We start from the raw sequence: 13215 nt of genomic DNA on the forward strand, positions 1-13215 counted from the left end.
ATGCGGACGTCGCACCGGCCGGCCCGCGGGAGGAGTCGCGAATGGGATCCCAGGCTGCAGGACCCGCTACCTCGCGCAGCCAACCATGGCCCCGAGTGGTAGGGGCCGGCGCTCTTTCCGTGCTGGGCGCGTGCGGTGCGGCCTTGTTGGTGACGGCTCCGCGCCCGGATACCGCCCAGGCGAATCTGGCATCGCGAACCGACTGGGACCTGGCGACGGCGTTGCCCGCCGCCGCCGACTTCCCGTCCGACTGGGGATATTCGGTGACGGGGCGGTTGCGGCGAGCTGCGACACCAGATCCGGGCGCGTTGGGTACGGCGCCTCATCAGGACCCGGCAGCGGCCTACGAACCGGGCAGCTGCGGCGACATTCCCAAGATCCTGGACCATGCCGGGGGTGCGTTGGCCGCATACGTCCAGGTCGACCGTTACGCCCAACTATTCGTGCAGGACGCGGCGGCGGCCGATTTCGCCGCGACCGGCGAAGGCCGCGAGCACGGACCCAATGCCCGCTTCGCGATCTGGGTCGTTCCGGACGCGGCGGCACGGATCGCGAACTACCTGGACTGGCTGGGCCGTTGCGGCTCCTATCGCGTCACCAACTATTTCTTTGATGGCCGGGTCAAAAACCATCGGACCGTCACCACTCAGGTGGGAGCGCGCTCGGCCGCCGGTGCCGATGCCGCCGTCACAGTCACCAGAACGTTCACCACGATCGGTAGCCGCGACCCGTCGTCGACCTACCACGTCACCTATTACGCGGTACGCGGCGTACTACTCGAATGCACCGTCTATATGGAGGGTCCCGAGCTCGATCTGGTGCACAAGCTCGCCGGCCAAACGCTGCAACGGCTACGCGCGCTATGAACCGACTCTCGCGACGGCCATGGGTGATCGCGGCCGCGCTGTGCGTGCTGGCAGCGGCCGCCATCGTGATCACCGCACCCGGGGTGCTCAGCGCGTTGCCGCATAGCAATCCCGCGGCCCCGGGCTCACTCGCACCGAAGCTGGCCTCGTTGAGCGACCAACAATTGGCGGACCTGCTGCCCAAACCGAGCGACTTTCCTGCCTCGTGGACCGTCAGCGATGTCAAAGAACTGTCCGATACGTTCGGGTACTTCAGATACCACGTGTCCGACGAAGGCCTGGGCTTCAGTCCCGTCGAATGCTTCGCGGTGGTGGGGGTCGCCTCGACCGGCGCTTTCGATGCGGCCGAGGTGTTCGGGCACGACCCCGCCGATCCGCCAGAGGTCGCCGACCGTCGAGACATCCGGCTCATGGTCGGCCGCGAATTCGACCCCACCGGATTCGACGCGTTCACCGGCCTGGTATCACGGTGTCTGCGCTTCAGCAGCGCCGCCGTCGGCTCCTATGAGGTGCGCATCCTCGAGGATTCGCACTCTTCCCACGGACCGCAGCGGTTCCGGTACTCGATCACCGCAACCATTGGCGGGGAGCCGGACGCCGCCCGGACCGATTACTACTCCTACGCGCGCACATCGGGACTCATTCTGAGCGGCACGGCCAGCACGGGGCACCAGCAACCCTTCGATGCCCTCTTCGACAGCACGCTGAGCCGAATCTCCAACCGCTGACCTGCCTACAGACGGAACCGTGCCGAACCCGGTTCGGGTTCGGCACGGTTCCGCCGCGAGCCATCAATGGTCAGCGCCGGGTCCCTTGAAGTAGCGGGTAAGGAAGCCGGTGGCCGCGATCGCCGCGAGGGCGCCGGTCACCGTCCACAGCACGAACTGGAAAGCTACCGAGCCCATAAACCAGCCGAACGTCATCGAGAGGTACAGCAGCCAGATCACCCGGTAGAAGGACCACGCCGCCAGCAGGCCGAGGCTGATGCCGATCGCCAGGCTTGGTTGGCGATCGACACGGTTGATCTTTTCTTCGATGCCGGCGGGAATGATGTTCATGTGCTCTTCCTTTCGCGTCAGGCGCCGCCTCGGTGGCGTCGTCGTTGGGACAAGTACGACAAGTACAGAGCCGTGAGGCCGCTACCGATCCCAACAACGCGTCCCGGCCGCCGGACCGGACGCGGGCGGGCGGCGGAACACCGCCGGGAAGGCCTGGCGCTAGGCCAGAAACACACCCGCCGAGGTGATCACGTCCCCGGCGGCCAGGTCGCGGTTGCTGAGCTTCTTGAAGAGCAGGCCCACGTTGTCACCGGCAGTCGCCATATCCAGCTTCTTGCGGAACGCCTCGATGGCGTCGACCCGCACCCCGGGCCCGTCGTTGATCCGCACCTGGTCACCGACGCGTAACTGCCCGTATTCCACGCGGCCGGTGGCCACGATCCCGCGACCGCGGATGAAGAACACGTCCTGGACCGTCATGCGAAACATGCGGCAACGGTACTGTGTTCCGGCCTGCGCCGGCTCCGGGTTCCAGCCGACCCGATCGACGACCACCGCGTCGCGCCGTACCCCGCCGGGCATGAACTGGTTGCGTCGAGCGAGGAAAGCCGCTGCGGGTCAACGAGTCACGCTCCTGACCAGCAGCGGACAACGCACGCGTTCGCCGAACTCAACGAGCTGGGCGCCGACCGGGATCGGCTGCTGCGCGACGGCCTGGCGGGTTGTCGCCACAATCGTCGGCATCCGCTAGTACGTCGCGACCACAGCGCCGGTATCCCGGCACGAGCTGAAACTGGATGTGCAACTGCCAGAACGTGATTCGTACCGAGCGACGCGGTGCATCGCGCTGGAGCTGGCGACGGCCCCGCACATCGCAGTCGGCGCCGACGTGCCGGTACGGGTGGATCCCCGGGACCTGTCGAAAGTCCTTGTCGTCGCGACGTTGTGACTACCAGACCCGCACCCAGTCGACGAGCATCTGGGCGGGATAGATCCCTGGCCCCGGATCCCCGCCGCCGGAGCCGGCGACCGCGAGGTTCACCACCGGAGACACGGTGTAGCCGGGGTCGTTGAACGGCCAGTCCGGCAGGGAGTGCGCCGCCACCGTGAAGTACGGCTGCGCGCCGTCGACGTAGTCTTGCCAAAACCGCATGCCGGTCTCATCCCATTGGCATCGCCACGTGTGCCATCCGCTGTCCAGCGCGATGTTGTGCGTCTTCCATTCGGAGCCATTCGATTTGGCATGGACCGTGGTGGCCGAGGGCCAGCTGCCGTTGCCATACCACTCGAGGATGTCGATTTCGCCGCGGTCTTCGTTGGACAGCCACCACGCCGGCCAGCATCCGGCGGTCAAGCAGTCGAGTTTGACGCGAGCCTCCCACGTGTGGCCGATGCCGCCGCGCCACGGGCTCTGCAGCTTGCCCGAGTAGTACGTGCCGCCGTCTTTTGCGGCCCGGATGACCAGGTTGGAGTGCCCGTCGAGGAACACATTCTGGCGATCGTCGCGGTACTGCCCGACGTTCTCGGGCCGCTCCCAGTACGTCGGGTCCTTCATCTGCTCGCGCGCCCGGGCGATCGTCCACTTCGACGAGTCGGGTGCCGAACCGGCGGGGCCGTCGAATTCGTCGTGGAATACGTAGTTGCTCGACTGACCGTTGGGTGCCGGCGCCGCGGGCATGGGCGTTCGTCCCGCCGGCACGTCGGGCCTGGACGGGCCGGCATGCGCCTCGGGAACGGGAATCCCCACCCCCAGCGCGCCAAACACACCGAAACCCGCCATGAGCATCATGCGACGACGATCCATCTCAGGCATTAGCCAGGGACGATAGCAGCCCGAGACAAGGCGTACCGCGCTAAAGCGTGATCGGCGGGGCTACCCGGACACCTTGACCACGAGCTTGCCGACATTCTTGCCGTCGAACAGCATGTTGATCGCCGTGGGCAGTTGCTCGAAGCCCGTCACGACGGTTTCCAGCGGCGTGAGCTTGCCCTGGGCGATCAGGTCGGAGATCTCCGCGATCGCCTCGGGCGCGCGGTGCAGGTGGTCGAGGATGATGAAGCCCTGCAGGGTCGCGCGCCGGACGAGCAGATTGCCGAATGCGCGCGGTCCCGGTGGCGGCTCGGCCGAGTTGTATCCCGAGATCAGGCCGCACAACGCGATCCGGGCGCCAATGTTGAGGCGCGCGAAGATCGCGTCCATGATGTCGCCGCCGACGTTTTCGAAGTCGACGTCGATGCCGTGGGGAGTCGCGGCGGCCAGTTGCGCCGGCCAATCGTCGGCTCGGTGGTCGACAGCGGCGTCGAAGCCGAGCTGTTCGGTCAGCAGGGCACACTTTTCCGGGCCGCCGGCGATCCCGACGACGCGTGCCCCATCGGCTTTGGCGAGCTGGCCGGCAACCGAGCCGACCGCTCCGGCCGCCGCCGACACCACCACCGTCTCCCCAGGCCGCGGCTTGCCGATGTCACGGATCCCGATCCACGCCGTGAGCCCGGTCATCCCGAGCGCGCCCAGGTAGGCGCTGGGGGAGACGCCCTCGGCGACGTCGACCGGCAGCAACGGCATGGCGTCGGAGACCACCGCGTATTCCTGCCAGCCGACAAGACCCTGCACCGTCCGACCGACCGGGTATCTGGGATTTTTCGACGCGATGACCTCACCGAGCCCGCCCGCACGCATGACCTCGCCGATACCGACCGGCGGCAGATAGGAGGGGATGTCGTTGATCCAGGCGCGGTTCGTCGGATCGAGCGATATCCAGTCGACGCGGACCAGCGCCTCCCCGTCGGCGATTTCGGGGACCGGCGCTTCGCTGAGTTCGAAGGTATCCGCGCCGATGCGTCCGGTCGGTCGTTCACGGAGCAGAAATCGGCGGTTGCGATCGGGCATGAGCGCACCGTACCCGACACATCAGCGCCGCGGCAGATGCGCGAAATCCTATTTGCTTGCGAACCGCGGCAGACTTCGACGGGGATGCTATAACGCCTCTATGTCAGGCTCTGAGTCCGGCGACGGGCACGTCATCACGCATGTTTCCGACACGGCCAGGTTGACGGCCCTGCATCGGGCCACCGAATCGGCCCGGCCCGACGCATTGTTCAGCGACCCGCTTGCCCAGCGTCTGGCCGGTCAGCGTGGCCGCGCGATCGTCCGGCACGCGCCGTGGACACTTCGCAATGGTTGGTGGCTGGTCGCGCGCACCAAAATCATCGACGACACCCTTGCCAGGGCAATCGCGGACGGCTGTGACCGAGTGCTCAACCTGGCCGCCGGTCTGGACACTCGACCGTATCGGCTGAATCTGCCCTCTCGATTGCGGTGGATCGAAGCTGATTTGCCGCAGTTGCTCGCCGAAAAAACCGAATTGCTGGCCGACCAGACGCCGCGATGCCAATTGACCCGCAGCGCCGTTGACCTGGCCGACCCGCTTGCTCGCGAGGCGTTCTTTACCGAGGCCCTGGACGGCGCCGCCAATGCGCTGGTCCTGACCGAGGGCCTGTTGATGTATCTCGACGAGCAGGACGTCGTTGCGCTTTCGGAAGCGATACGCCGACCCGAAGTCGGGTGGTGGATGCTCGATTTCGCCGGTCCGGGTCTGAAGAAGATGATGAACAACAGGATGGCCGGCATGCTGGAGAATGCGCCCTTCATCTTCGCGCCCGATAATGAGCTGGCCTTCTTTGAAAGCCTCGGGTGGCGAGTAACCGAATCGGAATCACTGTTTGCGGCCGCAATTCGATTTCACCGGTTACCCAAATCCATGCGCACAGTCGCATGGTTTCCCCAGCCCGATCCACGTCACCCGGGGCGTAGACCATGGAGTGCGGTGGCCCTGCTCACGCAGTGAATCCACCAACTACACACATTAACGTCTCCGCGGATTTCCGCTGCGGCCGATAACAATTCGCCAAAGGACCGGGCACCGCGCATCATCAACTGCCGGTTTTCGGATCCACCGGCAATGCAGCGACGTCGTTTAGCGACCGACCGGCGGGCCGCCGCCGGCGCCGGACCTGCGGGAACACCGGGTGCCGCCGGAAATTCATGGCTAATTCTTATCTAAAGACACGGTTTGATCACAGGTTTGCTAAGAATCCTAACTTTACGTTGCACAGCGCCGTGTGAACCTGAGTCGGTGGGATGAGAGGAGCGGGCAATCGTGGCGAAGGCATCAGGGGCAACGGTGATCAGTCTGGAGTCACACCCGGCTTGGATTGCGGCCCAGCGGCGAGAAAGTCAACTCCTCGAAGAGATGCGTCGTCATCCCGCATATCTAGGTCGTCAACGCGCAGCAGCAAGAGGGCACGATGTCGGAGCCGGTGTGCCCGCCACCCCAGGATGGGTCAGCGCCGACGCACCGGCCTAAAGCTGGCCTAAAGCCTGGGCATATTCAGGTGAATGGCGCCCCGCGCCGGCCTCCGTATCCTGATACGGAACACCGAGGGGAGCGCCATGTCTCAGACACCCGCCACCACCCGCACCACCTTCCCCGGCATCAGCTCGCGCGCCTGGGAGCATCCCGCCGACCGGACCGCGTTATCGGCGCTGCGCCGCCTCAAGGGCTTCGACCAGATCCTGAAACTCCTCTCCGGAATGCTGCGCGAGCGTCAACACCGGCTGCTCTACCTGGCCAGCGCCGCCCGCGTCGGGCCGCGTCAATTCGCTGACCTCGACGCCCTGCTGGACGAATGCGCCCACGTTCTGGACGCGCCGGCCAAGCCCGAGCTGTACGTCGTGCAATCGCCGATCGTGAACGCGTACACGATCGGGATGGAACAGCCGTTCATCGTGATCACTTCCGGGCTCTACGACTTGATGACCCACGACGAACTTCGATTCGTAGTGGGTCACGAGCTGGGCCACGCGCTGTCCGGGCACGCGGTGTACCGCACGATGATGATGCATCTGATGCGGTTGGCACGGTCGTTCGGCATTGTGCCGGTAGGCGGCTGGGCGTTGCGCGCCATCACCGCCGCTCTGCTGGAGTGGCAACGCAAATCCGAGCTGTCCGGTGACCGGGCCGGGCTGCTGTGCAGCCAGGACTTGGACAACGCGATTCGGGTCGAGATGAAGCTCGCCGGCGGTAGCCGGTTGGACAAGCTGGATTCAGAGGCCTTCCTGGCCCAAGCGCGGGAGTACGAACGGTCCGGAGACATGCGCGACGGGCTGCTCAAGCTGCTGAACCTGGAACTGCAGACACACCCGTTCTCGGTGCTGCGCGCCGCCGCCCTGAACAAATGGGTGGACACCGGCGGCTACGGCAAGGTGATGTCCGGCGACTATCCGCGCCGAGCCGACGACGACAAGTCCTCGCTCACCGACGACCTGGGCCAGGCTGCCCGGCACTACCGCGACGGATTCGACCAATCTGACGACCCGCTGATCAAGGGCATCCGCGACGGCCTTGGCGGCTTCGTCGACGGTGTCGGGCGCGCCGCCACGAGCGCGGCCGATTCGCTGGGCCGCAAAATCAGCGAATGGCGGCAGCCCAAATGACTGCCCGCTAGCCGGGCGACGCGACGTCGGCGGGTTCTCACACCCAGGCGGCGAACACCGGCACACCCGCCCACGGATCACCGCGCCGACGCGCACCGGTCACCGCCACCACCGCGTAGGGATGGCCGAAACGCAGCGTCCGACCGCGACAGCACCGACGACACCCTCGCGCTCGGCCCGGATGACATCGGGCGGGTCGGCGAGCAGTTCGTCCAGCGCCCAGCGCGCATGCTCGGCGTCGGTGCCGAGCAGGTCCTCGATGTCGTCGCGGACCCGACCGCTCGCCGCCGGCGCGACCCGGACGAGGAGCAACCACGGCCAGCGACGACGACACCGGGTGCACGCCGGCGTGCACCCGGCAGAACCAGCGGACGTAGTGCGTGACGAGTCGCCCGATATCCAACCCTCTAGAGCTTGCCGGCGACGAAGTCCGCTGCCTGGTTTACCATGCCTGCCTGGATGTAGGCGCTGGGGTTATGTTGCGGCCAGTTCTGCTTCCACGTGTTCGGGTCGGCCGGGTTGCAGACGGGGTCGGAGCCGTGGCACAGCTCGATGGTCCTGTCGTTGTAGACCGGGCTGAAGTTGGTGATCGGACCCACCCACTGACTTCCGTTGCCGAACAACGCGACGGCGGCGATGTGCTCGTCGGCACCGGGGGGCAGCGGGCTGTCGAACCCAAATGCGGACATCGGCACCGCAAGCACCACGTCGGTGACCGCGGCCCCGAGGGAGTAGCCGCCGAGCACCAGCCGGGTGGCCGGGCAGGCATTGATCATGTACTGAACATGGCGGCTCATGTCGTTGGCGCCGACGTCGACCTCGGTGTCGGCCGGGTATTTGACGGCATAGCTGCCCATGCTCCTACCGCCAACCTTGGAGGCGAGAGTGCTGATGAACGCATTGCCGATCACGCCGGGCCCAGGCGACTCTAATCTGCCGCGCGCGAAGACGACTTCCACCTGCGGGCAACTTGCCGCACTGGCCCGCCGCGGGGCGCCCGGCGCGCCGGGCGGCACCACGGCCGCGGCGATCGCCAGCGCGGCAGAGACTGCAGCAGCCACCAACAATTGTTCAACCGACTTCACGGCAAGCGGAGCGCGCACACGAAGATGGTAGCCATTCCGGCCCAGCCGTTGGCCGGCTTGACGCCGACCGCCGGGTTTGGCCGCGCATGAGCGGATAAGCGCGATGCGAGCCCAAGCCCCTTCAGTTCCCGCGCCCGCCAATCGTGATGGCGGGTACGGGCCAAAGATGCTGCGTCTCATCGCCCGCCACGCCGACGAGTGGAACATGCCGGCCTCCGAAGGCCCGCAGCTGTGGGGCGACGTGAACCCACGCACTGGGAACCCTCAGCGCGCCTTCGATGCCCTGGACGCACACTCGACGCCGTGGCCAGCAGCACCGCCCGGCCAGCCGGCATGGCCGGCACAACGGCGGCGTTTGACGAGGACTACGTCTCGAGTAGTGGCCAAGGCGTATCCCGCACGTGATCTGCCCGCGACAGCGGCGACTGATGCTCGATTCATGACAGCGCTGCCAACTATCGCTGCGCTGGCGATAGCACTGGGCGTCGGTTACTGCTTCGGCCGCCGCGCCGGTGCGGCACGTTCACCGCGGGGCAAACGACGACGGCGGGCCGCGCTGGCCAACATCGCGGTCAGCCTGATCGTGTTGGTCCTTGTTCGCCACCTCCGCCGACGCGTGCGACTCACCGACCGCAGGCATCCAGGCTTGTCAATCCTGCTGAGCCGCTGCGACTTTCGGCGTCACCCATCGTGGAAGTTCAGTTGACGTGTTTGTCGAACCATTCGATGGGGACCTCGGGATGCACTCCGAAGAAGTTGTAGCCGTCGAACCGGCGTTCGGTGCCCTCTATCCAGTACAACCGCTTCTCAGCGACGGGAATCGCGTCGTAGATGTCCTGCACATCCTGGGGCCGCGTCATCGTGTCGTCGTGCACCTGGGCCACCAGCGTCGGCACGGCCACGGCGCGCACGTGTTCGAGCGGTGACTGCTCGGCCAGATGGAATCCGGTACGTTGGTGCACCGCGTCGTCGAATTTGCGGTAGCCGTCCGCCATGCCGATGCTCTTCACGAATTCCTCGACGATGTAGCGGCCGGAAACCGGCTGCAGCCGGTCCGACTCGGCCGGTATGAACCAGCCTTCGAGAGAAACGCCGTCCATCGACGGGAAGAAAACGTCCTGGTAGTCCAATCCGACCTCGTCGGGGCGGCGCAATACCGGAGCGCGGCGCCCCGCGGTCGTGCCGGTCGTCCACAGTTGCAGACAATTGTCGAAAGCTGCCTGCGCCGTGTCTTGGTTCGCCATATCGGTGACCTCGCTGGTAGATAGATGAACCCGCCCCGTCTCCGACGTTAGCGCTGTTCCCCGGTGTTGGGCAGGCGGCTGCCCAGCCGCGACATCTCAACGGCCGAAACGTGATGCGTCCCCGGCCTTCACATGCTCGACGCGGTGGGGGAGGCTTGATCCCGTGGACGTCGTGCTTCGCGTGGTCGCGGTGCCGATCGTGGCGGTGGCGCTCGGCGGCTTGCCGGTCGGCGGGCCGGCGCTCGCCGATCCGGCAGCGACCCGGGTGATCACCGCGGTGGCGGTCGGATCCGACGGCCAGCCGGTCAATGGTTACCGAGAAGCCCCTGCCCAGGGCAATGTCACCGCCGTCGACAACTGCACGACACCGTCGCCGTCGGCGGTGGCCGACAACATCTACTATTGCTCGCCAAGCGCGGCCAATGCCGGAACCTGCTGGCCATCGACACCGGAATCGCTTCTGTGCGTTGATAATCCGTGGGACAAGCGGCTGCATCGGGTGACCTACGGCGGCCCGCTCCCACTGGTGCACCCGATCGCCACACCCGACCCGTTCGCGCTGGCTCTCGACGACGGCACCCATTGCCTGCTACGCAACGGCGGCGCTTGGGGGGGCCGTGACGACGGGTACGTCGGGGTCTACGGTTGTGGCGCGCCCGACGCGAACCTCGCGGTTTTGTGGCTCCCCAGTCAGGGCGCCGGGACCTGCGTCGACCGCTCGGCGCCGGTGTGGACGGTCAGGGTGGGCCGGCTGGGCACACCGGGTGAGCACCTCCCGCCGCCGCAGACTCGCGCGGTGGCCACCGCGTGGTTCGCCGGAAATTAGTGACCGCCGCCATTCAAGGCGCTGCCCTTGCGCCACTGGTCCCAACTCAGGGTCCAGTCGCCGTTCTGTGCCAGCTGCAACGGCGGTCCGCCGCTGTTGCGGACCTCGACCACGTCGCCGGGCACGGAGAAGTTGTAGAACCATTTCGCGTTGTCGGCGTTGAGGTTCAGGCATCCGTGCGAGGTATCGGTGTGGCCCTGAGCCCACACCGTCGCGTCAAGCTGATGCAGATAGATGCCGTCGGTGCTGATGCGGGTGGCGTAGTTGATGTTCTCGCGATATCCGAGGCGGGAATTCGTGGGCAGCCCGAAGGTCGACGAGTCCATCACCACCGGGTTGCCCTTGTCGAGCACGGTGTAGATGCCGGGGGGCGTCCAGAAGGACAGGGTGCGCCCGGCCACCGTTTCGGTGCCGCCCATCCCCATGGAGGTGGGCATGGTGCGGACCAGGGCGCCGTTGTCGAACACGCTGACCAGCTTGGTGGCGTCGTCGGCAATAGCGATGTGCGCGTTGCCGATGCGAAATGACACCCGGTTGTCTTCTTGCCCGAATACGCCGTTGCCCAAGGCGATTCCGTAGATCTTTGCCTCGACGGTGACGGTGGTGCCCGGCGCGTAGTAATGCTCGGGTCGCCAGTGGGCGTTCTGGTCGTCGACCCAGAACCAGGAGCCGGCGACCGCGGGTTCGGTCGTCACCGCCAGCTGTCGCTCGGCGGCGGCGCGGTCAGCGATCTGTTCGTCGAAGCGGGCGACGATCACCGTTCCGGCGCCGTAAGTGCCGGCCTCGCGCAGCCGGGCCTGCGAGGTGGTGGTCAGAGAGACCTTGGTCTGGTTGGACGGCCGCAGCGTGGAAAACGACGACACGTGTTGCGCGGCAATACCGTTGGGTCCACGGCTGGACACCGTCAGGGTGTAGGTGCGTCCGTAGCCCAGGGGCACGGTGGGTCTCCACACGGTGTTGTCCGGGGTCATGATGCCCGGCACCGGTGTGCCGTGGTCATTGACCATGCGGACCTCGGTCAGCGTTCCCACATCGGCTTTCACCACCACGTTCGCAACCGGGTCGACATCATGGGCGTCGGGTCCGGGGGTGATCGTCACGTGTGCGGATCCAGACGCCTCCGCCGCGGCCCCGGACCTACCGCAGTCCGGGCAACCCGGCAACCCGACGATCCGAATCGCACCGACCACCCCGACGACGACGAATACGGCCAGCAGGAAACGGCGCGGCCCGCTGATGCCCAGTATCCGCCGAACGAGCTCAGCGCTGTCTGTGGACGTCATTGACGTTGTGGTCCCCGGTTTTTCTGTGCTGGCCCGAAGTTGATGTCGGGCGCTCGGCAGCTCGGGTATGAGGTAACCCGTGGGCGGGTGGTCTGAAACCAGTGTGGCGCCACTGCGAGAGATCATGACGTTATGGCCGACGACGAACTCGACACCCTGTACGCGGTGGCGCCGGACGCTTTCACCGCAGAACGCACCAGGTTGGTGGCGGAGGCCAGGCAGCGCGGCGATGCCGCCGCCGCGAAACGGATCTCCGCGGCGCGCAAGCCTACGACGGCGGCATGGATTGTCAACCGGCTGGTGCTCACGCACGGGAATGTCGCTCGGCAGCTGGCCGACATCGGTGACGGCCTGCGCGACGCGCACACCGGGATGGACGGCGACCGTATCCGCGACCTGTCCACCGCGCAACACCGGCTGATCACCGACCTGGCTCGCACCGCTTTCGAGGCAGCCGACGTGAAAAGCCCGTCGTCGGCGCTGCGTGACGACGTGACGAGGCGCTGGCTGATCTTCGGACCGCAGAGCGCGAGCTGAGCCGCGCCGAAGAGCGTTATCGCAAGGCCCAAGAAGCCGGCCGCGCCGCGGCGGATCTGGTCAAAGAGGCGAAATCACAACCGCAGCCAGACCGTGATCGATAATCAGCACCATGCCCGACGTCCGGATCGCAGCCGCCGCGCGCAATGCGGTGCGAGCCGCGTTGGTCGTGGCCGGTATTTCCATCGCCTCGGCGTGTGGCCACCCTGCGCCGCCGGAGCCGTCGACGACGCTGTCGACGGTCATCGCCGACACCACGTCCACCAATCTCCCGGTCACGGCGTCCCCGACCACCGTCGCCGGCATGTACGGCGACCCCGTGGCGGCCGCCAGGTACTGGCAGCAGCAGTCGCTCGAGGACAACTGCGGGCTGGTTTCGGTCGCCGATGTGGTCGGTCAGATCACCGGGCACGCGCCGACCGAGCAAGAGATGATCGCGCTGGCGGAAAGCACTCCTTCGCAGACCAACCCGGGGCCCATCTATGCCCCCGCCAACGACCCGAGCCACGCCAACGGCACCGGGGGCATCGAGCTGGGGGACACGATCGTACTGCTCGCGCACTACGGCATCACATCCGTGATGACCGATTCCACGCACCCCGATGAGACCGGGCTGCCCGCCCTGCAGCAGTACCTCACCGATAACCGCAAGATCATCGCCTGGGTCAATTCCGCGGCCATCTGGAACAGCGGCGATCAGCGCAGCACGGCCGACCACTTCCTCGTCGTCACCGGGATCGACACCAAAAACGAGATCGTCCACCTCAACGACCCCGGCGCCGACCACGCCGACGAGCAGGTCGCCGTGACCACCTTCACGACGGCCTGGCACACCGGCGGGGATTCGATCGTGGTCACTGCCGCCGCGGGTTGAGCGAAAAC

Annotated in this window: 15 protein-coding genes and 1 pseudogene; 8 read left to right on the forward strand and 8 right to left on the reverse strand. The window is 66.5% G+C overall.

Features of this window, described 5'->3' with window-relative positions; genetic code table 11:
• Window positions 1-41: 41 nt before the first annotated feature.
• Both EET10_RS15260 and EET10_RS15265 read left to right on the forward strand, forming a co-directional pair.
• Window positions 42-866, forward strand: coding sequence for a hypothetical protein (locus EET10_RS15260; protein WP_036405357.1), 825 nt, complete (start codon window positions 42-44; stop codon window positions 864-866).
• On the forward strand, window positions 863-1594 hold the full coding sequence (locus tag EET10_RS15265) for a hypothetical protein (RefSeq protein WP_036405359.1): 732 nt from the start codon (window positions 863-865) through the stop codon (window positions 1592-1594). Before EET10_RS15260 ends, EET10_RS15265 begins: the two co-directional genes overlap by 4 nt.
• A 63-nt stretch (window positions 1595-1657) precedes the next feature.
• On the opposite strand, the gene EET10_RS15270 is transcribed toward EET10_RS15265, so the two are convergent.
• The 4 genes from EET10_RS15270 to EET10_RS15290 all read right to left on the reverse strand — a co-directional run bounded on the left by EET10_RS15270 (window position 1658) and on the right by EET10_RS15290 (window position 4751).
• Window positions 1658-1924, reverse strand: coding sequence for a hypothetical protein (locus tag EET10_RS15270; RefSeq protein ID WP_122502270.1), 267 nt, complete (start codon window positions 1922-1924; stop codon window positions 1658-1660).
• A gap of 159 nt (window positions 1925-2083) precedes the next feature.
• The gene (locus EET10_RS15275) at window positions 2084-2353 is read right to left on the reverse strand and encodes an EF-Tu/IF-2/RF-3 family GTPase (RefSeq protein ID WP_036405492.1); all 270 of its coding nucleotides are present in this window, start codon (window positions 2351-2353) and stop codon (window positions 2084-2086) included.
• Between the two features lie 460 nt (window positions 2354-2813).
• Window positions 2814-3677 carry a glycoside hydrolase family 16 protein gene (locus EET10_RS15285; protein WP_122502271.1) on the reverse strand — a complete coding sequence of 288 codons (864 nt, stop codon included), beginning with the start codon at window positions 3675-3677 and terminating at the stop codon, window positions 2814-2816.
• A gap of 60 nt (window positions 3678-3737) precedes the next feature.
• Window positions 3738-4751 (reverse strand): NADP-dependent oxidoreductase, encoded by a 1014-nt coding sequence (locus EET10_RS15290; protein WP_063467989.1) that lies wholly within the window; start codon window positions 4749-4751, stop codon window positions 3738-3740.
• Window positions 4752-4851: 100 nt separating this feature from the next.
• On the opposite strand from EET10_RS15290, the gene EET10_RS15295 reads away from it, so the two are divergent.
• Together EET10_RS15295 and EET10_RS15305 are read left to right on the forward strand one after the other, a co-directional pair.
• Window positions 4852-5709, forward strand: coding sequence for a class I SAM-dependent methyltransferase (locus EET10_RS15295; protein ID WP_122502272.1), 858 nt, complete (start codon window positions 4852-4854; stop codon window positions 5707-5709).
• Between the two features lie 605 nt (window positions 5710-6314).
• Complete coding sequence (locus EET10_RS15305; protein WP_122502273.1) at window positions 6315-7358, forward strand: M48 family metallopeptidase; 1044 nt, start codon at window positions 6315-6317, stop codon at window positions 7356-7358.
• Window positions 7359-7457: 99 nt separating this feature from the next.
• Here the strand turns inward: EET10_RS15305 and EET10_RS29645 are convergent, their stop codons facing one another.
• Complete coding sequence (locus EET10_RS29645; protein WP_036405367.1) at window positions 7458-7670, reverse strand: hypothetical protein; 213 nt, start codon at window positions 7668-7670, stop codon at window positions 7458-7460.
• Between the two features lie 95 nt (window positions 7671-7765).
• Window positions 7766-8461, reverse strand: a complete 696-nt coding sequence (locus EET10_RS15315) for a cutinase family protein (protein WP_036405369.1) — start codon at window positions 8459-8461, stop codon at window positions 7766-7768.
• Window positions 8462-8882: 421 nt separating this feature from the next.
• On the opposite strand from EET10_RS15315, the gene EET10_RS30235 reads away from it, so the two are divergent.
• A complete protein-coding gene (locus tag EET10_RS30235) occupies window positions 8883-9149 on the forward strand; it encodes a hypothetical protein (RefSeq protein WP_136622952.1) in 267 nt (88 codons plus the stop codon).
• Here EET10_RS30235 and EET10_RS15325 read toward each other — a convergent pair.
• Window positions 9142-9687: an alpha/beta hydrolase gene (locus tag EET10_RS15325; RefSeq protein ID WP_036405371.1), complete on the reverse strand. Its 546-nt coding sequence runs from the start codon at window positions 9685-9687 to the stop codon at window positions 9142-9144. The two genes, EET10_RS30235 and EET10_RS15325, sit on opposite strands and share 8 nt — an antisense overlap.
• Before the next feature lie 163 nt (window positions 9688-9850).
• Between EET10_RS15325 and EET10_RS15330 the strand changes: the two genes are divergently transcribed.
• The gene (locus EET10_RS15330) at window positions 9851-10513 is read left to right on the forward strand and encodes a hypothetical protein (RefSeq protein ID WP_246013642.1); all 663 of its coding nucleotides are present in this window, start codon (window positions 9851-9853) and stop codon (window positions 10511-10513) included.
• Here the strand turns inward: EET10_RS15330 and EET10_RS15335 are convergent.
• The gene (locus EET10_RS15335; protein ID WP_122502274.1) at window positions 10510-11796 is read right to left on the reverse strand and encodes a L,D-transpeptidase; all 1287 of its coding nucleotides are present in this window, start codon (window positions 11794-11796) and stop codon (window positions 10510-10512) included. The two genes, EET10_RS15330 and EET10_RS15335, sit on opposite strands and share 4 nt — an antisense overlap.
• A 132-nt stretch (window positions 11797-11928) precedes the next feature.
• Between EET10_RS15335 and EET10_RS15340 the strand changes: the two are divergent.
• Together EET10_RS15340 and EET10_RS15345 are read left to right on the forward strand one after the other, a co-directional pair.
• A pseudogene (locus EET10_RS15340) lies at window positions 11929-12294 on the forward strand (hypothetical protein); the annotation flags it as partial.
• Between the two features lie 151 nt (window positions 12295-12445).
• A complete protein-coding gene (locus EET10_RS15345; RefSeq protein ID WP_036405373.1) occupies window positions 12446-13207 on the forward strand; it encodes a C39 family peptidase in 762 nt (253 codons plus the stop codon).
• Window positions 13208-13215: the final 8 nt, after the last annotated feature.

Origin of the sequence: Mycobacterium pseudokansasii (assembly GCF_900566075.1) — a bacterium.
Lineage (GTDB): Bacteria > Actinomycetota > Actinomycetes > Mycobacteriales > Mycobacteriaceae > Mycobacterium > Mycobacterium pseudokansasii.

What these genes read in the sequence shown, in the direction of transcription:
- EET10_RS15285 (WP_122502271.1), bottom strand. Translation starts at nt 3,677, where the DNA reads ATGCCTGAGATGGATCGTCGTCGCATGATGCTCATGGCGGGTTTCGGT.
- EET10_RS15290 (WP_063467989.1), bottom strand. Translation starts at nt 4,751, where the DNA reads ATGCCCGATCGCAACCGCCGATTTCTGCTCCGTGAACGACCGACCGGA.
- EET10_RS30235 (WP_136622952.1), top strand. Translation starts at nt 8,883, where the DNA reads ATGACAGCGCTGCCAACTATCGCTGCGCTGGCGATAGCACTGGGCGTC.
- EET10_RS15335 (WP_122502274.1), bottom strand. Translation starts at nt 11,796, where the DNA reads ATGACGTCCACAGACAGCGCTGAGCTCGTTCGGCGGATACTGGGCATC.
- EET10_RS15345 (WP_036405373.1), top strand. Translation starts at nt 12,446, where the DNA reads ATGCCCGACGTCCGGATCGCAGCCGCCGCGCGCAATGCGGTGCGAGCC.
- EET10_RS15295 (WP_122502272.1), top strand. Translation starts at nt 4,852, where the DNA reads ATGTCAGGCTCTGAGTCCGGCGACGGGCACGTCATCACGCATGTTTCC.
- EET10_RS15305 (WP_122502273.1), top strand. Translation starts at nt 6,315, where the DNA reads ATGTCTCAGACACCCGCCACCACCCGCACCACCTTCCCCGGCATCAGC.
- EET10_RS15265 (WP_036405359.1), top strand. Translation starts at nt 863, where the DNA reads ATGAACCGACTCTCGCGACGGCCATGGGTGATCGCGGCCGCGCTGTGC.
- EET10_RS15260 (WP_036405357.1), top strand. Translation starts at nt 42, where the DNA reads ATGGGATCCCAGGCTGCAGGACCCGCTACCTCGCGCAGCCAACCATGG.
- EET10_RS15275 (WP_036405492.1), bottom strand. Translation starts at nt 2,353, where the DNA reads ATGTTTCGCATGACGGTCCAGGACGTGTTCTTCATCCGCGGTCGCGGG.
- EET10_RS15325 (WP_036405371.1), bottom strand. Translation starts at nt 9,687, where the DNA reads ATGGCGAACCAAGACACGGCGCAGGCAGCTTTCGACAATTGTCTGCAA.
- EET10_RS15270 (WP_122502270.1), bottom strand. Translation starts at nt 1,924, where the DNA reads ATGAACATCATTCCCGCCGGCATCGAAGAAAAGATCAACCGTGTCGAT.